Here is a 21,567-nt window from a genome sequence, read left to right as displayed (position 1 = left end):
ACGATGAGCCACGAGACGCCGGCCGGCGATCGCCCGTTGACCACCGCGCTCGCGGAGGCCGCCGGAATGGCCGGCCACGCCCCCTCGGTGCACAACACGCAGCCGTGGCACTGGACGGTCCTGCCCGACGCGCTGGAGCTGCGGGTGGTCCGCGAACGGCACCTCAGCGCCATGGACCCGGAAGGGCACCTGCTGGTGGTGAGCTGCGGCGCCGCGCTGCACCACGCCCGGGTGGCACTGGCCGCCGAGGGCTGGACCCCGGTGGTGGAACGGCTGCCCGACCCGAAGGAACCTGACCTACTGGCCCGGCTCACCAGCCTCGAGCACACCGGCGCCGACCCCGACGCCATGCGCGTCGTGCAGTGCATGCAGGTGCGGCACACCGACCGGCGGCCGGTCAGCGACGAGCCGATCCCCACCGCCGCGCTGAACGACATCGACCGGGCCGCCACGCTGGAGGGGGTGAACCTGCAACTGCTCGACGACACCCAGAAGATCCAGCTCGCCAGCGCCGCCCAGCAGGCCGCCGCCGTCGAGGCCGACAGCCCGGACCTGCGCGAGGAACTGGCGTACTGGATCAGCCGGGCCGGCACCGGCACCGGGCTGCCGCCGGAGGTGCTGCCCGACCAGGCCCCGCAGACGACCGTTCCGGCCCGCGACTTCGGCCGCGCCGGCTCGCTGCCGATCGGACCCGGCCACGACAAGGCCGCCGTCTACGGGATCCTGTGGGGCTCCGACGACGAGACGATGAGCTGGCTGCGCGCCGGCGAGGCGCTCTCCGCCGCCTGGCTCACCGCCACCCGGCACGGGGTGTCGCTGGTGCCGCTGTCCGGTGTGGTGGAGGTCGAGAGCACCCGCGAGGTGCTGCGGCAGATGCTCTCCGGCCTGGGGTTCCCGTACATCAGCATGCGGCTCGGCCTGGCCGACCCGACGCACGCCGGCCCCCCGCACACGCCCCGGCTGGACGTCGCGCAGACAGTCGACACCTCGGCGGTCCGCGACCGTCTCGCCTGACCGGTCTCGATCACGGCGGCCACCGGGCGATACCATCGCCGGGTGGCCGCCGCACCCCAGTCCCGGCACGAGCACCTCACACCGTCGCTCGGGCTGACCCCGCTGTCCCGCGTCCGCCTGGACGAACTGCTCCAGGAGATGCTCGACCGCGTCGGCGAGGTGGTGACCAGCCGCGAGCGGCTCCGGGCACTGCTGGACGCGGTCGTCGGCATCGGGTCCGATCTCGACCTGCGCAGCACGCTGCAACGGATCGTGCAGTCGGCGTGCGAGCTGGCCGGTGCCCGCTACGGCGCGCTCGGCGTGATCGGGCCCGACCGGATGCTGCACGACTTCATCGTCCACGGCATCAGCCCCGAGCTGCACGCGAAGATCGGCGAGCTGCCGCACGGGCGGGGCGTGCTCGGCCTGCTCATCGACGACCCCAAGCCGGTCCGCATGCCGGACATCACCAAGCACCCCAACTCGTACGGCTTCCCGCCGAACCACCCGCCGATGCACAGCTTCCTCGGCGTTCCGGTGCGCATCCGCGACCACGTCTGGGGCAACCTCTACCTGGCCGAGAAGCAGGGCGCGGCCGAGTTCACCGAGGACGACGAGGAGATCGTGGTGGCGCTGGCCGCCGCGGCCGGCGTGGCGATCGAGAACGCCCGCCTCTACGCGCTGGCGCACCGGCGGGAACGCTGGCTGGCGGCCGCCGCGGAGATCACCTCGGTGCTGCTCGGTGAGGTACGCCGTACCGACGCGCTGACGCTCGTGGCGCGCCGCGCCCGTGAGGTCGCCGAAGCCGAACTGGCGCTGGTGCTGCTCTACGACGAGGACGAGGCGCAGTTCACCGTCGAGGTCGTCGACGGCGCCGACCCGGTCACCCGGGAACTGGTCGGCGCGGTGCTGCCGGCCGCCGAGACCAGCTTCGCCGCGTCCGTCACGCAGAGCCGCCACGACCAGGTCGAGGACCTCGCCGCCGCGGCGCCCTGGCCCCGGCCGGTGGTCGCCGGGCCGGCCGTGGTGTCCCCGCTCGCCGCCGCGGACACGCTGCACGGTGTCCTGGTGATCGGCTACCGGCCCGACCACGGGCCCGCCGCCGACGACGACCTCGCGCTGCTCGCCAGCTTCGCCGGGCAGGCCGCGCTCGCCATGGAACGCGCCCGCGGCCAGGAGGAGCGGGAACTGCTGGTGGTCCTGGAGGACCGCGAACGCATCGCCCGCGACCTGCACGACGTGGTGATCCAGCGGCTGTTCGCCACCGGCCTGCAACTGCAGAGCGGCGCGATGAACGCCCGCCCCGAGGCCGCCAAGCGGATCAACCAGGCCGTCGACGACCTCGACGCCACCATCCGCGACATCCGCCGCACCATCTTCGAGCTGCGCACCCCGATGAGCGCGGCGCTGCGCACCGAGATCCGCGAGGCGATCGAGGTGGCCGCCGAGTCGCTCGGCTACCGCCCCGAGCTGGAACTGATCGGCCCGATCGACAGCGCCGTCCCGGACGACCTGCGCCCCGAACTCACCGCCGTGCTCCGCGAGGCGCTCTCCAACGCGGTACGCCACGCGCAGGCCGACCGGGTGTCGGTGCGCGTACGCGTCGACTCCGGCCGCGTCGAGATCACCGTCACCGACGACGGCGTCGGCTGCGACCCGGAGGCGGCCCGCAGCGGCCTGGTCAACCTGCGGGAACGGGCCGAGCGGCTGGGCGGCGAGTTCTCACTGCGCCGGGCCGAGCCGCGCGGCACCGAGGTGCGCTGGAGCGTCCCGCTCGACTGACCGCCGTCAGGTGTTCTTGCCGAGCAGGCGGGTGGCCAGCACCGCCGCCTGCGTACGCCGCTCCAGGCCGAGCTTCGCGAGCACGCTGGAGACGTAGTTCTTCACCGTCTTCTCGGCCAGGAACATCTTCCCGGCGATCTCCCGGTTGGTGAGCCCCTCCGCCACGTACTCCAGGATCCGCCGCTCCTGCTCGGTGAGCGACTTCAGCTCCCGCGGCTGCTCCACGCCGCTGCGGATACGCTCCAGCACGCGGGTGGTGATCGCCGGGTCGAGCAGCGACTGCCCGGCCGCCACCCGGCGGACCGCGTCCACCAGGTCGGTGCCGCGGATCTGCTTGAGCACGTACCCGGCGGCGCCCGCCATGATCGCCGCGAACAGCGCCTCGTCGTCCTCGTACGAGGTGAGGATCAGCCCCTTGATCGAGGAGTCCACCGCGCGGACGTCCCGGCACACGTCGATGCCGTTGCCGTCGGGCAGCCGGGCGTCGAGGATCGCCACGTCGGGGCGCAGCGCCGGGATGCGGCGCGCCGCCTCCTGGGCCAGGCCGGACTCGCCGACCACCTCGATGTCGCCGCTGCTCTGGAGCAGGTCGGCAAGGCCACGACGGACGACCTCGTGGTCGTCGAGCAGGAACACCCGGATCATCAGTCCTTTCTACCCGCTTTCCCGCCCTCGTAGCACGGGTCGAAAGTCCCGTCCTGCCCGCGCCGGCCGGGACCGACGGCCGGGCCCAGGTGGGGACCTCCGGCCCTGCTCACCGCGCCGCCCCCTGACGCACCGTAGTGGTGTACCCGGCCGGGGGAGCCGGCGCCGCACGAGAGGGAGCACCACCATGACGACCGAATACACCGCCGAGCAACTGCGGGCCGCGGTCGCCGACGCGGTCCGGGCCCCGTCACTGCACAACACCCAGCCGTGGCGGTTCCGGCTCGTCGACGGCGGCATCGAGGTGTCCGTCGACCCGCTGCGCGGCCTGCCCGCCACCGACCCGACCGGCTGGGGCGCGCGCATCGCCGCCGGTGCGGCCCTGTTCAACCTGCGCCTGGCGCTCGCCGTGGCGGGCACCCCGGCCACTGTGCGGCTGCGCCCGTACCCCGCCGACCCGGACGTCGTGGCCCGGCTGGTGCCGGACGTGCCACGTCGTCCCACCCCGGTCGAGCAGAGCCTGTACGGGGCGATCGGCCACCGGTTCAGCAACCGCGCGCCGTTCTGGCCCGACCCGGTGCCGGCCGAGGCCCGCTGGCGGCTCGGCGAGGCGGCCCGCGCCGAACAGTGCTGGCTGGAACTCGTGATCGGCACCAGCGCCGTCAACGCGGTCGCCGAGGTCGCCCGCAGCGCCCACCGCGTGCTGGAACGCGACCCCGCGTACGTGGCCGAACGGGCCGAGTGGATCCGCTCCGAGCCGGCCCCCGACGGCGTGCCCTCCGGCGCCGGCGGACCGCAGAGCGAACCGCAGGACCTGCTGCCCCAGCGCGGCTTCGGCGGACGCAACCGCGCCCCCGGCCGCGACTTCGAGCCGGAGCCGCTGGTCGCGGTGCTCGGCTCGGCCGGCAACACCTCGGCCGACCAGATCCTGGCCGGGCAGGCGCTGCAACGCGTACTGCTCACCGCCACCGACGCCGGGCTGAGCGTGTCGATGCTGTCCCAGCCGATCGAGGTGCCCGCCGCACGCGAGGCGCTGCGGATGTCGCTGGGCCGGTTCGGCACCCCGCAGATGGTGATGCGGATCGGGTACGGCCAGCCGGGCCGCGCCACCCCGCGTCGCCCGGTCGAGGAGGTGCTCGACCTGCCGGTCGTGCCGGCCTGACCCGTACCCTCCTGCAGGTCAGGCCGGGAGCGCGGCCCTGCCTCTCGGGGTCAGGCCGGGAGCGCGGCCAGCAGGGCGGCCTCCCGCTCCGGCGCCAGGCCGACCGGTGCGCGCGCCGGCCGCCCCGCCCGGTCCGGCACGCGCCCCACCTCGCGCAGCCACCGCCAGGTGTCGGCGACCGTCTCGGTCACCGGCCGGCAGACCAGCCCCGCCGCGTACGCGCGTTCCACGTCCCGCTCCTGCAACCACCGGTATTCGTGCCCGCGCGGAATCCACACCGGCAGGTCGTTCCACGGCTCCACCCCGGCCGCCAGGATCGGCTCCGGCGCCGTCCACCGCAGCGTCGCGTCCGACCCGGTCACCGCCACCGCCGCGTCGAGCAGGTCACCCATCGTCGCGTGCCCGGTGCGACCCACCACGTTGTACGCCCCGCCGACGCCCTCGGCGCCCCGGTCCAGCAGCCAGGTCGCCAGGTCCCGGACGTCCACGTACTGGATGGGCAGGTCACGCGGCCCCGGCGCCAGCACGTCCCCGCCCCGGGCGACCCGGTTCAGCCACCACGGCAGCCGCCCGATGTCCTCTCCCGGCCCCAGGATCAGCCCGGCGCGCGCCAGCAGCGCCCGGTCGCCGAACACCCGCGTCGCGGCGAGTTCCCCGCCGGCCTTGTTCGCCGGGTAGTCACCGTCGTCTCCGTCCGCGTCGGCCGGCACTGTGGGCGCCTCCTCGCCGCTGCCGGGCGCGACGGGTGGCGCGTACACCGATCCGCTGGACACGTAGACGTAGTGCGGCACCGCGTCGGCGAGCGCCAGCGCGGCGTCCCGTACCGCACGGGGCGCGCCGTCCCAGGTGTCCACCACCAGATCCCACTCGCCGCCGGTGAGCGCGGCCAGCCCGTCCGGCGCGGTCCGGTCGCCCCGCAACCGGTGTACGCCGTCCGGCACCCGCCCGTGCACACCCCGGTTGAACACGGTCACCTGCCAGTCGCGGCGTACCGCCTCGGCCACGATCGCACCGCCGACAAAGCCCGTACCGCCAAGCATCAGGAGTCGCATAGGTCCCAGCCTGCCGCCGAGCACCGCCCGGCAGGCACCAAGTTCACAGTCAGCAGATCTGCCAACGGCAGAACCCGGCCTCCGTCCCTCCCCGGGCCCGCCGCCCTCATCCGCACCGGGACATGACCCGTCGATCTTGGAGTTGTGGCACCTCGCGAACCGCGCTTACCGGGCATTAGAGGCGCCACAACTCCAAGATCGACGGTGATGGGCGAGGGCGCGGGAAACTCCGGACAGCACCGGGCACGACCCCCTCCCGAGCAGCCCGCGATCTTGCACTTTCGTACCCCGCAAACCGCGCGAATGGGGCACCTGAAGGGCTCGAACTGCAAGATCGCGCGGGTGATCACCGACGCTTCGCTCCCGCCCCCCGGCCAGCCCGGCCCGGACGCGTCGATCATGAGGTTGACGGCATTCCGTGTCCGGTTTGTCGCCGCTAACTTCATGATCGACGGGGCAGAGGGCTGCATCGCGGGTGCGGGGCACGGGAGTGTTGTGACCGTGTGGGCGGGGGTGTCCGGTTCGGGGGTGGTGGGTGGCACTCTGGGGGTGGAATCGCTGGCGGGTGGGTGGCGTTGTATCCGGTGAACGACCGAGCAAGGCTCGCCCCGCGAGCGGGGTGGTGTCCGCAAGCCTGGGAATCATCCTGGCTGGCTGGTCGTTGAACACGGTTCCGACGACGTGAACCCGCGCGCCTGTTCTCCGGTGGCGTGTTGAGCCTCCGGGAATGGTGGCGGGTGGCGGGTCGTTGAACATGCTTCCGGCGCCGCGACGAGGCCCCCCGGCCCTCGCGAGCAGCCGGATCCCCCCAGTCTTTTTGAGCGCCTGACGGTGCCCACGCACCCCCGTTCCCCCGCGGGGTGTGTCGACCCCCGAATGGAGCCCTCCATGAACACGATTCTGCGTAAGAGCATTCTGGGTGTTGCTGGTCTGGCTTTCACCGGTGGCGTGTTCGCCGGTCCGGTGGCCGCTCACGCGGCGGACACCACCCACACCAAGCCGGTTGCGGTGACGGTGCAGGGTGACAAGCTGATCCCGCACGGTGTGCAGGGTGAGCAGTCGCGTATCGACCTGAACGACGAGCAGACCAAGAATGTGAAGGCGATCATTGCGGCGACGAAGAAGGCCGGTATGGACGAGCGTGCCGCTGTTGTGTCGATCGCTACGGCGTTGCAGGAGTCGAAGCTGGAGAACCTCGGCCACCTCGGTGACCGTAACGACCATGACTCGCAGGGCCTGTTCCAGCAGCGCCCGTCCAGTGGTTGGGGCACGGTCGAGCAGATCACCGACCCGGAGTACTCCACGACGGCGTTCCTGAAGGGTCTGAAGCAGGTCGACGGCTGGCAGGACATGCCGCTGACCAAGGCCGCCCAGACCGTCCAAGTGTCGGCCTACCCGGACCACTACGCCCAGTGGGAGCAGCAGGCCGCCGACCTCGTCGCCCAGCACTGGAACAGCTGAGACAAACAAGTGAGACCAGGCTGAAGGCCGGCACCCCGAACCAACGGGGTGCCGGCCTTCACGCGTACCCGATGGGTCAGGCCGGGGGCAGGACGAACGTCCACGTGGTGGTGGTCGTGCTGGCCGCGGCGCCCGTGGCGGTGAGTCCGCCGTAGCTGCCGGTCGGCACGCTGCTCGCCGAGTCGGCGAGCAGGCCGGTCACCCGGCCGCCGCCGGTCTGCGAGGTGTTGCTGCGCACCGCCACGCCGGACGGCGGGATGAGCGCGGTGGAGGTGCTGTCGCCGTGCAGCCAGTACGACACGGCCCAGCTCTGCGCGGCGGTCACCGGCGCGTAGGGGGTGATCCGGGTAGCGGTGCTCGCCGGGTCGGTGGCCCTGGCGAAGACCGGCCCTCCCGGTGCCACCCCCCGGTACGCGGCCAGCACCAGGTTGCCCTTCGCCTGGCTGTCCAGCGTCACCCGGACGGCAGTGCCGGCGTCACCCGCGCTCGCTGTCTTCCACCAGGCGGTGGTGGTGGCGAAGCCACCGTCGAGGCGGTCGAGCCTGGCCCAGCCGGTCACCCCGGTCGGCTCACCGGTGCCGGTGTGCGTGTTCTGGCTGAGCACGAGCAGCAGCGTGTCACCGGCCTGCACACCGGCCGGGACGGTGACCGTGTGGCTGGTCCAGTTGGCGTTCGCGGTGGCCTGGCCGACGAACGAGATCCGCTCCGGTACGGGCGCCACCGTCACGTCGACTGTCGCGGTGCCGGTGGTGCCCCGGTCGTCGGTGACGGTGAGCGTGACCGGGTAGGTGCCGGCAGCCGCGTACGTGTGCGACGTGGTCGGTACGGAGGCGGTGCCCGTGGTGTCACCGTCGCCGAAGGCCCAGCTGTGGTCCTGGATCGCGCCGTCGGCGTCGGTGGAGGCCGCGCCGGAGAACGTGCACACCAGCCCGGAGCAGGTGGGTGTCAGCGCTGCCACCGGCGCCTGGTTGGCCGGGCCGCCCGATCCCTTCAGGATCTTCACGTAGTCGATGTCGCCGGCGAAGTAGTCGCAGGTGACCTTCGTACCGTCGCACTGGCTCTTGCCACCCACGGACAGCGGCCAGGTGTTGGCGATGGTGCCGGTCGGCCCGTTGAGGCGGCTGGTCCGCACGCCGTCGACGTACATCTCCACGTACGCGGAGGTGCGGTTGCAGGTGACCGTGTGCCACTGGCCGTCGGAGATCGGCACGTCCGTGTAGCCGGTACGGGAGGCGCCGTCCGCGCCCCGGAACAGGCACTTCGGCTTACCGTTCGGGGCCTCGAACTTCCAGTAGCCGCCGGCCGTGTTGCCCTGTCCCTTCTGGAGGATGTTCCCGAAGGAGTACGTGGTCCGGTAGCGGATGGTCACCGAGAAGTCCCCGGCGTCCGGGTTGAAGTCGGTGCTGTGCGGCACCAGGTCGACGTGGCCCGGGACGTACTCCTTGTCGGTGGGCAGGTGGGTGGCGAAGCGGTGGCCGGTCGCCCCGGCGTAGAGCGCGCCGGTGACCACCTCGCCGCCGATCGTGCCGTGGCGGCCGTTGCCGCTGTAGTCGGTCAGCACCGTCGACGATGTCGGCTCGTCCATGCTGAAGAACGCCACCGTCCGTGTCGCGGTGGCCTGCGCGGGCGCGGCCGAGACCGTCACCCCGGCAGCCGCGACGACAGTCGCCACCCCTAACCGGGCGGCCGTCCGCCGCCACCGTCCCCGCTCGATCATGTGCATGTGACCGCCTCCCTGCGTATCGGGCATCACAGTGACACGCGTGGTGGCAACGGCTGAATAACCCGCACGGTGGAGCCGGGTGACCGATGTGGCCGGTACGAACCGTCCGAGGGGATACGTCCGCCGATCGACCGGCGGCACCGGCGGGCAGGGAGGGTGACTCTCGGTGGGCGATACTGGGTTTGAACCAGTGACCTCTTCCGTGTCAAGGAAGCGCGCTCCCACTGCGCCAATCGCCCGGGCAATCGCGAGCGGACGACGGGATTCGAACCCGCGACCCTCACCTTGGCAAGGTGATGCGCTACCAGCTGCGCTACGTCCGCGTGCCGCCGGTTCGCGCCGGCGACGGGGTGAACTCTACCCGATGCCAAGATCGCCGTGCGGCAGACCCCCGCCGCGCCCGGTGGCCGTGTGGTTGCGCTGCTCGCCGCCGGGGTACTGAGGCCGGTGACAGCACAACCATCCCCCCGAAGGAGGCTGTCGTGGGTATCGGTACGAGCATTTTCCTGATCGCGGTCGGCGCGATCCTCACGTTCGCGCTCAACGCCAGCGTCGGCGGGGTCGACCTCGACGTCGTCGGCTGGATCCTGATGGCGGCCGGCGTCCTCGGCCTCATCATGACCACGCTGGTCTGGGGCCGCCGTCGCCAGGTGGTCACGACCACCGCCGAGCAGCCGGTGGAGTACCGCCGGGTCGAGGAGCGCCGGGACGTCGCCCCGCCGATGTGACAGTGACCGGGGCCGACGGAGCTGATCGGTCCCGGATCGGGCCGGCCGGATCACCCGATCCGGCCGGCCCGCTCTGCCAGGGCCGCCCGCGGTCGGTGGCGGCGCGCGGAGTGCCGTCCGGGTCAGCTCCGCATCAGCTCGTTCAACGCGTCGAAGTCGAGCCCGCCGGCGAGCGCGTCGTACGTCCCGGCGCCGAGCACCTCCGCCGCCGCCCGCTGGGCCACCGCGTACGCGGCCTCGGCCACCGCCGGTCCGATGCTCACCCGGGCCACGCCGAGCCGTGCCAGCTCGGCGACCGGCGGCGCGCCCGGCCCGGCCAGCACGTTCAGCGGCGCCGGGATCGCCGCCGCCAGCGCGGCCACCGTCTCCGGTTCCACGGTTCCGGGTACGAAGATCCCGTCCGCGCCGGCCGCCAGGTACGCCTCGGCGCGCGCGACAGTCTCGGGTACGCCACCGGCCCGGCGCAGACAGGTGTCCACCCGCGCGTTGACGTACAGCGGGATGCCGGCGCGGTCGGCGGCGGCCCGGATCGCGGCGAGCCGGGCGACCTGCTCGTCGACCGGGCGCAGCGGGCCTCCGCCGTCGTGCCGGGAGTCCTCCACGTTGACACCGACGGCCCCGGCGGCGAGCACCGCGGTGACCGTCTCGGCGACCTCGGCGGGGCTGTCGCCGTACCCGGATTCGATGTCGGCGGTGACCGGCACGCGGACCGCGTCTGCCACCCGGCGGATCACGTCGACGGCGGTGTCCCGGGCGAGCGCGTCGCCGTCCGGGGCGCCGCGGCTCCACGCGACCCCGGCGCTCGTGGTCGCGACCGCGCGGGCGCCGGCTGCGGCGACGATCCGGGCGCTCAGCGCGTCCCAGGCGTTGACCAGGATCAGTGGTTCACCGGGCAGGTGCAGGGCACGGAACTGCCGGGCTCGGGTCTGCTGATCGTCCACCGAGCCAGTCTGGGTGGGGCGATCCGGCCGCGGCAATGGCCAGCGGCGCGGCACTGGACTGATCGATGACGACGAGAAAGGCCGTGCCGAGTGATCGGCACGGCCTTTCCGCTGGTGGGCGATACTGGGTTTGAACCAGTGACCTCTTCCGTGTCAAGGAAGCGCGCTCCCACTGCGCCAATCGCCCTCGTCTACTGCGAGGTGGAGACGGGATTTGAACCCGTGTACACGGCTTTGCAGGCCGTTGCCTCGCCTCTCGGCCACTCCACCGAGGTTGCCCCCGAACTGCGTGGCGGCATCTCCGAGCGGACGACGGGATTCGAACCCGCGACCCTCACCTTGGCAAGGTGATGCGCTACCAGCTGCGCTACGTCCGCACGTCCCCGGTGTTATCCGGTGACGGATGAGAACTTTAGCCGAGCCCGGGAACGGTTGCCAACTCGGGGGCCCTTCCGGCGCGTCCGGATGTTGCCGGCGCCTCGTGGCGCGGGCTTCCTAGGAGCCTGGGTGGCTGCCGTCGAAGGCCCGTGGGCAGGGCCGCGACCTGCGGAATCCGCTCGGCGAGTCGAGTGTCCGGCATCCGACTGTCCCGCCGCCGACCGGCCGCTTTGGTAACTCCCTGTGGTCAGACGGATGGGTTACCGTAACGCCGTGACGAGACGAGCCGCCGAGATCCGCCTGGACGCGCTGCTGCGTACGGCCTGCGAGGTGATCGCGGAACGAGGGCTCGCCAACACCCGCACCGCGGACGTGGCCGAGGCCGCCGGGGTCAGCCAGGCGCTCGTCTTCTACCACTTCGCGACCAAGGACCGGCTGCTCGCGCAGGCCTTCGCGTACGCGGTCGAGCAGGACCTGGCCCGTCTCGACGCGGTGCTGCGCTCCTCCGCCCCGCCGCTGGCGAAGCTGCGCCGGATGCTGCGCCTCTACGCGCCGACCGGCCGGGCCACCTCCTGGTCCATGTGGATCGACGGCTGGGCGGAGTCGCTGCGTACGCCGGAGCTGGAGAAGCTCTCCCGCCGCCTCGACCTGCGGTGGCGGCAGGACCTGGCCGCGGTGATCAGCGACGGGGTCGCCGAAGGCACGTTCGACTGCCCCGACCCGGCCGGCGCGGCCTGGCGGATCAGCGCGGTGATGGACGGGCTGGCGGTCCAGCTCGCGGTGCACGAGCGGGTGATCACCCGCCGGCAGATCGCCGAGTGGATCCGCCTGGTGGCCGCCCGGGAGCTGGGCCTGGAGCCCAGCCAGCTCGACTGACCCCACCCGCCGACGGGTCAGTGCCAGCGAGGGCGGGGGCGTTCGAAGGGGGGCGGGAGCGTCTCCGGTTCGGCCTGCGCGGACGGGCGCAGCAGGCGGCGCATCCGCAGCAGCAGCCCGGCGCCGAGGAACAGCAGCAACCCGCCGAGCAGGAACGCGGCCTGCACCAGGCCGAATCCGCCGCTGTCCGCCACCGGCCGCCCGGCCACGCCACCGGGCGCCGGCGGTTCCACCACCGCGGTGTCGGTCGGCTCGTCAGTCGGCTCCTCGTCGGGCGCCTCGGAGGACGGCTCGTCGCTCGGTGTGGGCTCCGCGCTGGTCGGCGAGGGCGTCGGCTCGGCCGCCTCCTCCCCCACCACCTCACGGGAGGCGGTCCGCCGGGCCAGCAGCCGCAACTGCGGGTCGTACGCCTCGGCGGCGAAACTCACCCGGCCACGCCCCACGTCCTCGGCGAACGCCACCCGGTAGCGGGCGGTCACGGTACGGCCGGGACAGAGCACACCCGGGTCGAGTTGCCGGTCGGTGAGCCGGGCGGTGTCTCCCTCGGTGCGGATCTCCAGCGGGAACGATCCGCTGTCCTCCACCCGGTCCACCTTGAGCTGGTCCAGCCGCAGGCCCTGCACCCGCACCAGCATCGACCAGCGCACCTTGACACAGCCGCCCCCGTCGGAGCGGGACACCACGGCGGACAACGTCTCCACCCGGTTCCCGGCGGTGAACTCGTCCGGCAGGCCGCTCAACTCGGTGGAGAAGGCCGCCGCCGCCCGCGCCGGCAGGGCTCCGCCGTACCCGGTCCCGGCCACGAAGGTCAGTACCAGTCCGATCCGCAGCGCGTGCCGCCAGCCGCTCACCACGCCTCCTCACCCTCGGTCGTGTCCACAGGCAACGCTAGGAGCGCGCCGGGCACGCCGGTAGACGGGCGTGTTCGCATCCAACGCCACAACACGGGGGTCATTTCACCGAGCGTGGTGAACCGGTCACGACCTCGCCGCGACACGCCCGGGATGCGGGTGGGGAACCCGGGTGGGACACAATTCTCCGATGTCCGAGCTGTCCGCCGCGTTCGTCCGGCTGCACGCCCGTCTCGCCCCGGTGGCGTTCGTACCCGAGGTGCTGCTGCACCAGGCCGACGAGCCGATCGGCCTGTGGGAGCTGACCGAGGGCGAGTTCCGCAGCTCCCAGCCGCCGCCGTTCTGGGCGTTCGCCTGGGCCGGCGGGCAGGGCCTGGCCCGTTACGTCACCGACCACCCCGACGTGGTCGCCGGCCGCCGGGTGCTCGACCTGGCCTCCGGCTCCGGCCTGGTCGCCGTCGCCGCCGCCCGCGCCGGCGCCGCCGCCGTCCGGGCGGTCGAGGTGGACGAGCGGGCCGTGGCCGCCGTCGCGCTCAACGCCGAGGCCAACGGGGTACGCGTCCACGCCGAACTCGGCGACATCCTCGACTCCGACGCGGGCGACGCCGAGGTGGTGCTGGCCGGGGACGTCTTCTACAGCGAGGCGATGGCCCGCCGGATGCTGCGCTTCCTGCTCCGGGCCGCCCGTTCCGGCGCCCGGGTGCTGGTGGGCGATCCGGGCCGGGCGTTCCTGCCCCGCGAGCGCTTCCACGAGCTGGCCGCGTACGACGTGCCGGTGTCGGAGGCGCTGGAGAGCGTACGGGTGAAGCACACCACCGTCTGGGAGCTGGACCCGAACCCGCCCGGCGCCCGCCGCTAGCGTTACCGCGTGCTGTTCCGGGGCTGGGGGGAGTCCGTCGACGGGCCGTGGCCCGACGCGGCCACCGTTGTCGACCACGTCGGCGTGCCGCACCTGGTGGTGACCCGGCACGCGCTCGTACGCAGGCTGCTCACCGACCCGGTGACGTTCCGGCCGGACAACGCGCTCGACGCGGTCACGCCGATCCCGGTGGCCGCGCTGCGGGTGCTCGCCGGGCACCGGTTCCGGCTGCCGCCGACGCTGGCGAACAACGGCGGCGCGAGCCACCCGGAGATCCGCGGCATCGTGGCCGACGCGCTGCACCCGCACCGGGTGGACGCCCAGCGCCGGTGGCTGACCGGGCTGGTCCGGGAGCGGGTGGCGGGCCTGGCGGCGGCGCTGGACGCGGGCCGCCCGGTCGACCTGTACGCGGGTCTCGCCGCCGACCTGCCGCTGCTGGTGCTGGCCCGGCTGGTCGAGCTGCCGGACGCCCCGGTCGGCGCGGTGAAGGACTTCGCCCGGGCCGCGCTGGAGCTGTTCTGGGCGCCGCTTGACGAGTCCCGGCAGCTGGCGCTCGTCGCCGAGGTGGGCCGGTTCCACACCGTGCTGCGGGAGTTCGCCGCCACCGGGGGCGGGCTCGCCGCGCGGCTGCGCGAGGCGGGGCACTCCCCCGACGTGGTCGTCGGGGCGCTGTTCTTCCTGCTGGTCGCCGGTCAGGAGACCACCTCGCAGTTCCTCACCCTGCTGCTGCACCGGCTGTCCGGCGAACCGGCGGTACGGGCCGGGCTGCGCGCCGGTGAGATCGGCGTGGACGACGTGGTCGAGGAGGGGCTGCGACTGGAGCCGCCGATCGTCACCTGGCGGCGGGTGGCGGCAGTCGACACCACGCTCGGCGAGGTGCCCGTACCGGCGGGCACCAGCATCGTGGCCTGGCTGGCCCGCGCCGGCCGCGACCCGGCCGTGGTGGACGCGCCGGGCGAGTTCCGCCCCGGGCAGCCCGGCTCGCGGCGGCACCTGGCGTTCGGCGCCGGGCCGCACCGCTGCGTCGGCGCGCAGCTGGCCCGGATGGAGGCCGCAGTGGTGGTCGCCGAGGCCACCGCGCTGCTCGACGACGTGACGGTCGTCCGTCCACCGTGGTGCCCGGACAACCTCACCTTCCGGATGCCGGACGCGTTCGTGGTGCGCCGCGCCTGAGCCCTGCGGGTGTTAACAGGGGGCCCTTCCTCTACCGGAGGCGTTAAGAAGGGGCCCTTCCTTACTCCTCGGCCCAGGCCCGCCAGTCGTCGAGCACGCCGTACAGGGCGGGGGTGAGCCAGCCGGGCGCGGACCGGCGGAACACGCCCGGGTCCATCCCGCCCGCGCCGGCCGGTACCGCGCCGAGCAGGTTCGGCAGCAGCTCGGACAGGTTGAGCCAGTGCACCAGTTCCGGTTCGGTCGGCCAGGCGCCGATCACCACGCCGGCCGGGACGGCCCGCCGCTCCAGCGCCTCCAGCGTCAGCGCGGTGTGGTTGAGCGTGCCGAGCCCGGCCCGCGCCACCACCACCGCGGGCGCGCCGAGCGACACCGCCAGATCGGCCACCGTCCACGGCTCGCCGGACGGACGCAACCCCATCGGTACGAGCAGCCCGCCCGCGCCCTCGACGAGCACCAGATCGTGCTTGTCCGCCTCCTCGCGGATCGCGTCGACCGCGTTGTACAGCTCCAGCGGCGGCAGCTCCGCCACCCGGGCCGCGGCCAGCGGGGCCAGCGGATCGGGGTAGCTCGCCAGCGTCCGGCCGGTCAGCGGGGCGGCCAGCCGGGTCACCGAGTCGACGTCGCCGGGCTCTCCTGTCGCCGTACCCGTCTGGCCGGGCTTGACCACGGCGACCCGCAGGCCGGCCGCCTGCGCGGCGGCGGCCACGGCGGCGGTCACCACCGTCTTGCCGACCTCGGTGTCGGTGCCGGTCACCAGCACCGGCCCGGTCCAGGCGTCGCCGAGGCTCATGGCGCACACTCCACGATGACGTCCAGGGCCCGGTCGAAGCCGGCCCGGTCCACCCCGGCGCTGACGGTGAGCCGCAGCCGGGAGCGGCTGTCCGGCGTGGACGGGGGACGGAAGCAGCCGACCGCCACACCGTGTTCCCGGCAGGCGGCGGCCCAGGCGGTCGCCTCCTGCGGGCCGGGCGCGGTCACCGAGATCACGGCGCCGTCCGGGGCGGACACGGCCAGCCCGGCCGCGCCGAGCCGGCGCACCGCCGCGGCGACCCGGTCGGCCAGCTCGGCGCGCAGCGCGTCGCCGTCGCGGGCCAGGCGCACCGCGGCGCGGACCCCGGCCACCACCGCGGGCGGCGGCGCGGTGTCGAAGATGAACGTGCGGCCGGTCTCCACCAGGTGGCGGACGAACTCGGCCGGCCCGGCGACCACGCCGCCGGCCCCGCCGAGCGCCTTGGACAGCGTCGCGGTGACCACCACGTCGGGCGCGCCGGCGAGCCCGGCGGCGGCGACCCCGCCGGCGCCGGCCGGGCCGGTGACGCCGAGCGCGTGCGCGTCGTCGACGAGCAGCAGCGCGCCGTGGCGGCGGGCCACCGCGTGCAGCTCCGCGAGCGGGGCCAGGTCGCCGTCGACGGAGAAGACCGACTCGGTCACCACCACCGCCGGGCGGCCCGGCGCGGCGGCGAGCGCCGCGGCCACCGCTGCGACGTCGGCGTGCGGCGTCACGAGCGTCTCGGCGCCGGAGATCCGGCAGCCGTCGATCAGCGAGGCGTGGTTGTGGGCGTCGGAGACGAGCAGCGTCCGCGGCTGGGTCAGTCCCCGGACGGCGGCGAGGTTGGCCAGGTATCCGGAGGAGAACACCAGCGCCCGGTCGACGCCGAGCCAGCCGGCCAGGTCGTCCTCCAGCGCGTGGTGCGCATCGGTGGACCCGCGCACCAGACGCGACCCGGTGGCGCCCAGCCCGTACGCGGACAGGGCCTCTGCTGCGGCGGCGGTGACCTCCGGGTGGGTGGCCAGGCCGAGGTAGTCGTTTCCGGCCAGGTCGACCACGGCGTCGTCGGCGGCGCGGGGGCGCAGCGTGCGGGTCAGCCCCGCCCGGGCCCGCAGCTCGGCGCGGCGGTCCAGGGCCGCCAGCCAGTCCGCCACCGTGCCGTCCCCTCCCGCCGACTTCACGCCCCCCGCCGGGCGCTTCCGCGGGGCGAAGTTACCACCCGCCCCGGCGGCCCCGGCGTGGCGCGGTCCCGGCTCGCCGGAGGGCCGGCGGCGGTGGTTTCCCGCGCTCACGGTGGCCTGTTAGGTTACGAGCCATGCCAGAGATCCTCGACCAGGCCCGGGAGCGGGTGCTGGGCAACGGCGTCGGCCTCGACGAGGCCGGTGTCCTCGCGGTGCTGAACCTTCCCGACGAGCACCTGCCCGCCGCGCTCCAGCTCGCCCACGAGGTCCGGATGCGCTGGTGCGGTCCGGAGGTCGAGGTCGAGGGCATCGTCTCGCTGAAGACCGGCGGCTGCCCGGAGGACTGCCACTTCTGCTCGCAGTCCGGTCTGTTCACCTCGCCGGTGCGCTCGGTCTGGCTGGACATCCCGGCGCTGGTCGAGGCCGCGAAGCAGACCGCCGCGACCGGGGCGACCGAGTTCTGCATCGTGGCCGCCGTGCGCGGCCCGGACGCCCGGCTGATGAAGCAGATGCGCGAGGGCGTCGCCGCCATCCGCGCCGCTGTCGACATCCAGGTCGCCGCGTCGCTCGGCATGCTCACCAAGGAGCAGGTCGACGAGCTGGTCGAGATGGGCGTGCACCGCTACAACCACAACCTGGAGACCTGCCGCTCCTACTTCCCGAACGTGGTCACCACGCACTCGTGGGAGGAGCGCTGGGAGACGCTGCGGATGGTCCGCGAGTCCGGCATGGAGGTCTGCTGCGGCGGCATCCTCGGCCTCGGCGAGACGGTCGAGCAGCGGGCCGAGTTCGCCGCGCAGCTCGCCGAGCTGGACCCGCACGAGGTGCCGCTGAACTTCCTCAACCCGCGCCCCGGCACGCCGCTGGGTGACCGCCCGGTGGTGGAGGGCAAGGACGCGCTGCGCGCCATCGCCGCGTTCCGGCTGGCCATGCCGCGCACCATCCTGCGGTACGCGGGGGGCCGCGAGCTGACCCTCGGTGACCTCGGCACCCGCGACGGTCTGCTCGGCGGCATCAACGCGGTGATCGTCGGCAACTACCTGACCACGCTGGGGCGGCCCGCCACGGCCGACCTGAAGCTGCTGGAAGACCTGAAGATGCCGGTGAAGGCGCTCTCGGCGACCCTGTGAGGCAGCGGTGACCGAATCCTCCCCCGCCACGGCGGCTCCCGCCGCGCTCTGGTGCGACAGGTGCGGCGAGTCGGTGGCGGCCGGGCCGCACCCGGCGTGCGAGGCGGCCCGCGCGTGGGAACCGCCGCGCTGGTGCGCGTCCTGCCGGCGGCGGATGAAGGTGCAGGTCGTGCCGTCCGGCTGGTCGGCGGTCTGCGTCGAGCACGGCGAGCGGCGGGGCTGAGGCGTGCTGCGCGGGCGGGCGGTGACGCTGCGGCCGGTGACCGACGCCGACGTGCCAGCCCTGGCCGCGATCCGGGCCACCCCCGAGGTGCGCCGCTGGTGGCGCGGCGGTGACGACCTGGCCGCGTCGGTCCGGGCGGACCTGGCCGACGACTCGGTGACGATCTACGCCGTCGAACACGACGGCAAGCTGGTCGGCGCGATCCAGTGGTACGCCGAGACCGACCCGGACTACCGCCACGCCAGCCTGGACGTCTTCCTCGACCCGGCGGTACGCGGCTCGGGGCTGGGCGGCGACGCGATCCGCACGCTGGTCCGGCACCTGATCGACGAGTACGGCCACCACCGGTTCACCATCGACCCGGCGGCGGCGAACACGGCGGCGATCCGGGCGTACGCGAAGGTGGGGTTCCGTCCGGTGGGCATCATGCGCCGCTACGAGCGCGGCGCGGACGGGCGCTGGCACGACGCGCTGCTGATGGACCTTCTCGCCGAGGACCTGGCCGGCTGAGTCAGCCGGGCCAGAGCAGGTGCCCGTCGGGCAGCCGGCGGGCGCCCTCGGCGGGCCGGTGCGGGCTGAGCCGGCCGTCCGGCATGAGGTGCGACACCGGCACTCCGCGGCCGAGCACGGCGACGTCGGCGATCAGCCGCCGGTGGCAGCGCCACCAGACGCTCTCGCTGCACATCACCGCTGTGGTCTCCCGGGCGGCGTCGGCCAGCACCTCGTCGAGTGCCGCGTCGAAGTCGGGCGTGCGGGTGTACGCGGCGTACGCCCGGAAGGCCCCGACCGTCCACCAGGTGTCCGGTTCCGGCTCGCCGGCGCGGACGTGCCGGCGGCCGCCGAGGCGCGGTTCCCAGCGGTAGCCGATGCCCCGTTCGGGCAGCCAGTGCTCCAGGGCCTCGCGGCGGACGTCCGGGTTGGTCCGGCTGGCCGGGTAGCGGCGCACGTCCACGACCAGGGCGACAGCCGCGCCGGCCAGCAGGTCCCCGAGCTGGTCCCGGTGGGCGGCCCCGTGCCCGACGGTCAGCAGCATGCGCTCCACCGACTCAGCTTGCCCCGGGTCGGCGCCGTCCGCCCGCCGGCCGAGCCGGCCCACCGGAAAGGGCGTGCCCGGCACCGCACGGGTGCCGGGCACGCCTTCCTCGTACGGTGTGGCGCCTAGCGCTGGAGGGTCAGCACACCCGGCCGCCACGGCAGCAGGTTGTAGTCGCCTCCCGCACTGGGATTCTTGCCCTGGTACAGGAACTGGAGGTTGCAGGCGTCGACGGTCTTGGTCTGGTCGGGGTTGGTGCGGACCAGGTCACCGTGGCTGATGTCGTTCGTCCACGTCGCGCCGCTGTTGGCCTTGCCGGCGAAGGGGTTGCTCTCGCTGGCGGCCTGCGGCGTCCACGAGCCGCTCAGGCTGTTCGACGTGAACGACCGGAAGTAGCGCCCCTGGCTCCCGATCGCCTCGACGATCATGAGGTACTGGTTCTGGCCCGCCACCTTGTAGACCTCGACGCCCTCGAACAGGTTGTTCGTCGAGTCGGTCATGATCGTCGTGTAGTTCGAGCCGAAGCTGCCCGGGAAGTTCCCCAGCGGCATGCTCGACCGGTAGATCTTGCCGTTGTCACCGGCGAAGAACAGGTACATGTTCTGGTCGTCGCCGATGAGCGTCTGATCGATCACGCCGTACGGGGCGTCGGGCAGGGTGGCGGTGGAGAGCGTCTGCGCCGAGGACCAGCCGTTGGCGTTCGTCGGGTCGCTCGACGTCTTGTAGCTGAACGAGGTCGGTCCCCACTGGTACGCCAGCACCCAGATGTTCTTCGGGGCGAAGTACATCAGGGTGGGCGCCACGGTGCCCTGGCTCATCCCGGTCTGGCCGGCTGAGGCCATGTCGGACCAGTTCGTGAACAGGCTGAAGTTCATCGAGCCGTACTGGCCGCTGCTGTTGACGTACGACCCGTAGACCAGGTGCTTGCCGTTGTAGACGACGTTCGTGAAGTCCTTGAGCGAGACCCAGCCGTTCTGCGGGTTGGCCAGCGCGCCGGTCGACGACCACCGGTACGTCGACGGGAGCGCGCAGCCGCCCGGCGGCGGCGTCGTGGTCGGCGGCGGCGTGGTCGGGGGCGGCGTGGTGCCACCGAAGTCGGTCCGCCACTGCTGGTTGGTCTGCCCGTGGCAGTCGTACAGCTGGATCTGCTGGCCGTTGCCGGTGCCCCAGACGTCCAGGCAGCGCCCGGACTGCACGCCGCTGATGGTGCCGTTGGAGTTGATGTTCCACTGCTGGTTCGACTGGCCGTTGCAGTCCCAGATGATGATCCCGGTGCCGTTGCCGGTGGCCGCGCCGTTCGCGTCGAGGCACTTGGTGCCGTAGACCATCAGCTGCTTGTTCGACGTGTACGTCCACTGCTGGTTCGACTGACCGTTGCAGTCCCAGAGCTGGACCCGGGTGCCGTTGGTCTGGGTGGCGTTCGGTACGTCGACGCACCGGCCCGACTGCGCTCCGACGATCCGGCCGGCGCCACCGCTGGGCGGCGGTGCCGTGGTCGGGGTCGTGGTCGGCCCGGAGGTCGGGGCGGCCGCGTTGAGGGCGTTGAGGACCGAGGTGTACGCGGCCTTCTTGTTGCCTCCGCCGTCGAACAGCAACGGGTTCTCGCCTGAGCGCCACGAGTCGCTGTCGCGGACGCCCCACACGGTGATGCCGATGCAGCGCGGCACGTTCATGCACGCCTGGGTCAGCCCGGCGTACTGGCTGGTCGAGGCGTTCGTGACGTCCGCCTCGGTCAGCGCCACGTCGACGCCGAGCGCGGCGAAACTCGACAGCGTGGTCTGGAAGTTGCCCGGCAGCGAGCTGCCACCGGTGAAGTGCGTCTGCAACCCCACGCAGTCGATCGGCACACCGCGGGACTTGAAGTCCCGGATCATGTTGTAGACGCCCTGCGTCTTGCCGTACGACCAGTTCTCGATGTTGTAGTCGTTGTAGCAGAGCTTCACCGACGGATCCGCCGCCCGAGCGGTACGGAACGCCACCTCGATCCAGTCGTTACCGGTGCCCTGCAGGTTCGACTGGCGGCGGCTGCCGTCCTCGTTGAACGCCTCGTTCACCACGTCCCACGCGGCGAGCTTGCCCCGGTAGTGGCCCATCACCCCGTTGATGTGGTCGATCATCGCCTGACGCAGGTTGCTGCCGCTCAGGCTCTGCATCCAGCCCGGCTGCTGCGCGTGCCACGCCAGCGTGTGGCCACGGACCTTCAAGCCGCGCTGGGTCGCCCAGTTGTAGATCTGGTCACCGGAATTGAAGTTGAACTGGCCCCGCTGGGGCTGGGTCGCGTCCGGCTTCATCTCGTTCTCGGCCGTGATCATGTTGAATTCGCGTCCGGCGATCGTGCTGTACGTCGAGTCACCGAGCCGGCCCGCCGCGATGGCGGTGCCGAAGTACCGGCCCGACTGCGCGGCGGCGGCGCCCAGCGTGGACGCGGCGGCGTTCGCCGACGGCATCATCACCGCGACGGCTGCCACCGTCACGGCGCTGACCGCGCCGGCGAGCAGCGCCCGGACGGCCGGTGATCGCCGTCGCCGACTCCCGCCGCGATGAACGGATGGGCTCATTGCCATCTTGGCCTCCTTACTGGCCAACACCCAGGCCGTCGGGGCGGAA

At 73.2% G+C, this 21,567-nt stretch carries 20 protein-coding genes and 5 tRNA genes; 11 read left to right on the top strand and 14 right to left on the bottom strand.

The window, feature by feature from the left end:
• The first annotated feature begins 3 nt into the window (after positions 1–3).
• Both ML5_RS09805 and ML5_RS09800 read left to right on the top strand, forming a co-directional pair.
• A complete protein-coding gene (locus ML5_RS09805; RefSeq protein WP_013284886.1) occupies positions 4–1,014 on the top strand; it encodes a nitroreductase in 1,011 nt (336 codons plus the stop codon).
• Between the two features lie 93 nt (positions 1,015–1,107).
• Positions 1,108–2,775 carry a GAF domain-containing sensor histidine kinase gene (locus ML5_RS09800; protein ID WP_174361775.1) on the top strand — a complete coding sequence of 556 codons (1,668 nt, stop codon included), beginning with the start codon at positions 1,108–1,110 and terminating at the stop codon, positions 2,773–2,775.
• A 6-nt stretch (positions 2,776–2,781) separates the two neighbouring features.
• Here ML5_RS09800 and ML5_RS09795 read toward each other — a convergent pair whose 3' ends face one another.
• On the bottom strand, positions 2,782–3,420 hold the full coding sequence (locus ML5_RS09795; protein WP_013284884.1) for a response regulator transcription factor: 639 nt from the start codon (positions 3,418–3,420) through the stop codon (positions 2,782–2,784).
• A gap of 187 nt (positions 3,421–3,607) precedes the next feature.
• On the opposite strand from ML5_RS09795, the gene ML5_RS09790 reads away from it, so the two are divergent.
• Positions 3,608–4,582, top strand: coding sequence for a nitroreductase (locus tag ML5_RS09790; RefSeq protein WP_013284883.1), 975 nt, complete (start codon positions 3,608–3,610; stop codon positions 4,580–4,582).
• Positions 4,583–4,632: 50 nt separating this feature from the next.
• On the opposite strand, the gene ML5_RS09785 is transcribed toward ML5_RS09790, so the two are convergent.
• The gene (locus ML5_RS09785; RefSeq protein ID WP_013474564.1) at positions 4,633–5,634 is read right to left on the bottom strand and encodes an NAD-dependent epimerase/dehydratase family protein; all 1,002 of its coding nucleotides are present in this window, start codon (positions 5,632–5,634) and stop codon (positions 4,633–4,635) included.
• Positions 5,635–6,522: 888 nt separating this feature from the next.
• Between ML5_RS09785 and ML5_RS09775 the strand changes: the two genes are divergently transcribed.
• Positions 6,523–7,095, top strand: a complete 573-nt coding sequence (locus ML5_RS09775; protein ID WP_013474562.1) for a hypothetical protein — start codon at positions 6,523–6,525, stop codon at positions 7,093–7,095.
• A gap of 76 nt (positions 7,096–7,171) precedes the next feature.
• On the opposite strand, the gene ML5_RS09770 is transcribed toward ML5_RS09775, so the two are convergent.
• The 3 genes from ML5_RS09770 to ML5_RS09760 form a co-directional block, all read right to left on the bottom strand.
• Positions 7,172–8,818 carry a PKD domain-containing protein gene (locus tag ML5_RS09770; RefSeq protein WP_013474561.1) on the bottom strand — a complete coding sequence of 549 codons (1,647 nt, stop codon included), beginning with the start codon at positions 8,816–8,818 and terminating at the stop codon, positions 7,172–7,174.
• Between the two features lie 167 nt (positions 8,819–8,985).
• Positions 8,986–9,057, bottom strand: a tRNA-Val gene (locus tag ML5_RS09765).
• A gap of 11 nt (positions 9,058–9,068) precedes the next feature.
• Positions 9,069–9,141 (bottom strand) — tRNA-Gly (locus tag ML5_RS09760).
• A gap of 159 nt (positions 9,142–9,300) precedes the next feature.
• Here ML5_RS09760 and ML5_RS09755 point away from each other — a divergent pair.
• Positions 9,301–9,546, top strand: coding sequence for a DUF6458 family protein (locus ML5_RS09755; RefSeq protein ID WP_013284878.1), 246 nt, complete (start codon positions 9,301–9,303; stop codon positions 9,544–9,546).
• A 122-nt stretch (positions 9,547–9,668) separates the two neighbouring features.
• Here ML5_RS09755 and ML5_RS09750 read toward each other — a convergent pair whose 3' ends face one another.
• From ML5_RS09750 to ML5_RS09735, 4 genes are all read right to left on the bottom strand, one after another.
• On the bottom strand, positions 9,669–10,487 hold the full coding sequence (locus ML5_RS09750; RefSeq protein WP_013284877.1) for an isocitrate lyase/phosphoenolpyruvate mutase family protein: 819 nt from the start codon (positions 10,485–10,487) through the stop codon (positions 9,669–9,671).
• A 112-nt stretch (positions 10,488–10,599) separates the two neighbouring features.
• Positions 10,600–10,674 (bottom strand) — tRNA-Val (locus ML5_RS09745).
• A gap of 12 nt (positions 10,675–10,686) precedes the next feature.
• A tRNA-Cys gene (locus tag ML5_RS09740) sits at positions 10,687–10,757 on the bottom strand.
• Between the two features lie 34 nt (positions 10,758–10,791).
• Positions 10,792–10,864 (bottom strand) — tRNA-Gly (locus ML5_RS09735).
• 274 nt (positions 10,865–11,138) lie between these two features.
• Here ML5_RS09735 and ML5_RS09730 point away from each other — a divergent pair.
• On the top strand, positions 11,139–11,741 hold the full coding sequence (locus tag ML5_RS09730; RefSeq protein ID WP_030275337.1) for a TetR/AcrR family transcriptional regulator: 603 nt from the start codon (positions 11,139–11,141) through the stop codon (positions 11,739–11,741).
• Positions 11,742–11,758: 17 nt separating this feature from the next.
• On the opposite strand, the gene ML5_RS09725 is transcribed toward ML5_RS09730, so the two are convergent.
• On the bottom strand, positions 11,759–12,592 hold the full coding sequence (locus ML5_RS09725; protein ID WP_013474560.1) for a hypothetical protein: 834 nt from the start codon (positions 12,590–12,592) through the stop codon (positions 11,759–11,761).
• A 190-nt stretch (positions 12,593–12,782) separates the two neighbouring features.
• On the opposite strand from ML5_RS09725, the gene ML5_RS09720 reads away from it, so the two are divergent.
• Positions 12,783–13,451: a methyltransferase gene (locus ML5_RS09720; RefSeq protein WP_013474559.1), complete on the top strand. Its 669-nt coding sequence runs from the start codon at positions 12,783–12,785 to the stop codon at positions 13,449–13,451.
• A gap of 9 nt (positions 13,452–13,460) precedes the next feature.
• Entirely contained in the window at positions 13,461–14,624 is a 1,164-nt protein-coding gene (locus ML5_RS09715) for a cytochrome P450 (protein WP_013474558.1), read from the top strand.
• 61 nt (positions 14,625–14,685) lie between these two features.
• On the opposite strand, the gene bioD is transcribed toward ML5_RS09715, so the two are convergent.
• The gene (bioD, locus tag ML5_RS09710; protein ID WP_013284872.1) at positions 14,686–15,414 is read right to left on the bottom strand and encodes a dethiobiotin synthase; all 729 of its coding nucleotides are present in this window, start codon (positions 15,412–15,414) and stop codon (positions 14,686–14,688) included.
• On the bottom strand, positions 15,411–16,547 hold the full coding sequence (locus tag ML5_RS09705; protein WP_013284871.1) for an 8-amino-7-oxononanoate synthase: 1,137 nt from the start codon (positions 16,545–16,547) through the stop codon (positions 15,411–15,413). The genes bioD and ML5_RS09705 overlap by 4 nt, the downstream gene beginning before the upstream one ends.
• 161 nt (positions 16,548–16,708) lie before the next feature.
• Here ML5_RS09705 and bioB point away from each other — a divergent pair, with 161 nt between their 5' ends.
• From bioB to ML5_RS09690, 3 genes are read left to right on the top strand one after another with little or no spacing between them, the layout of a single operon-like run.
• On the top strand, positions 16,709–17,704 hold the full coding sequence (bioB, locus tag ML5_RS09700) for a biotin synthase BioB (protein WP_013284870.1): 996 nt from the start codon (positions 16,709–16,711) through the stop codon (positions 17,702–17,704).
• Between the two features lie 7 nt (positions 17,705–17,711).
• Positions 17,712–17,927, top strand: a complete 216-nt coding sequence (locus ML5_RS09695; protein WP_013284869.1) for a hypothetical protein — start codon at positions 17,712–17,714, stop codon at positions 17,925–17,927.
• Between the two features lie 3 nt (positions 17,928–17,930).
• Positions 17,931–18,437 (top strand): GNAT family N-acetyltransferase, encoded by a 507-nt coding sequence (locus ML5_RS09690; protein ID WP_013284868.1) that lies wholly within the window; start codon positions 17,931–17,933, stop codon positions 18,435–18,437.
• Between the two features lies 1 nt (position 18,438).
• Here the strand turns inward: ML5_RS09690 and ML5_RS09685 are convergent, their stop codons facing one another.
• A complete protein-coding gene (locus ML5_RS09685; RefSeq protein WP_013474557.1) occupies positions 18,439–19,062 on the bottom strand; it encodes a DUF488 family protein in 624 nt (207 codons plus the stop codon).
• Between the two features lie 23 nt (positions 19,063–19,085).
• Entirely contained in the window at positions 19,086–21,524 is a 2,439-nt protein-coding gene (locus tag ML5_RS09680; protein ID WP_013474556.1) for a non-reducing end alpha-L-arabinofuranosidase family hydrolase, read from the bottom strand.
• Positions 21,525–21,567: the final 43 nt, after the last annotated feature.

The organism is Micromonospora sp. L5, assembly GCF_000177655.2.
In the GTDB taxonomy this organism is placed as follows: Bacteria; Actinomycetota; Actinomycetes; order Mycobacteriales; family Micromonosporaceae; genus Micromonospora; species Micromonospora aurantiaca.
This window is presented reverse-complemented; position numbering and strand designations above follow the sequence as displayed.

Excerpts from the sequence above, each read along its gene's own strand:
- ML5_RS09805 (WP_013284886.1), top strand. The coding sequence starts at position 4 with ATGAGCCACGAGACGCCGGCCGGCGATCGCCCGTTGACCACCGCGCTC.
- ML5_RS09795 (WP_013284884.1), bottom strand. The coding sequence starts at position 3,420 with ATGATCCGGGTGTTCCTGCTCGACGACCACGAGGTCGTCCGTCGTGGC.
- ML5_RS09790 (WP_013284883.1), top strand. The coding sequence starts at position 3,608 with ATGACGACCGAATACACCGCCGAGCAACTGCGGGCCGCGGTCGCCGAC.
- ML5_RS09785 (WP_013474564.1), bottom strand. The coding sequence starts at position 5,634 with ATGCGACTCCTGATGCTTGGCGGTACGGGCTTTGTCGGCGGTGCGATC.
- ML5_RS09775 (WP_013474562.1), top strand. The coding sequence starts at position 6,523 with ATGAACACGATTCTGCGTAAGAGCATTCTGGGTGTTGCTGGTCTGGCT.
- ML5_RS09770 (WP_013474561.1), bottom strand. The coding sequence starts at position 8,818 with ATGCACATGATCGAGCGGGGACGGTGGCGGCGGACGGCCGCCCGGTTA.
- ML5_RS09720 (WP_013474559.1), top strand. The coding sequence starts at position 12,783 with ATGTCCGAGCTGTCCGCCGCGTTCGTCCGGCTGCACGCCCGTCTCGCC.
- bioD (WP_013284872.1), bottom strand. The coding sequence starts at position 15,414 with ATGAGCCTCGGCGACGCCTGGACCGGGCCGGTGCTGGTGACCGGCACC.
- bioB (WP_013284870.1), top strand. The coding sequence starts at position 16,709 with ATGCCAGAGATCCTCGACCAGGCCCGGGAGCGGGTGCTGGGCAACGGC.
- ML5_RS09680 (WP_013474556.1), bottom strand. The coding sequence starts at position 21,524 with ATGGCAATGAGCCCATCCGTTCATCGCGGCGGGAGTCGGCGACGGCGA.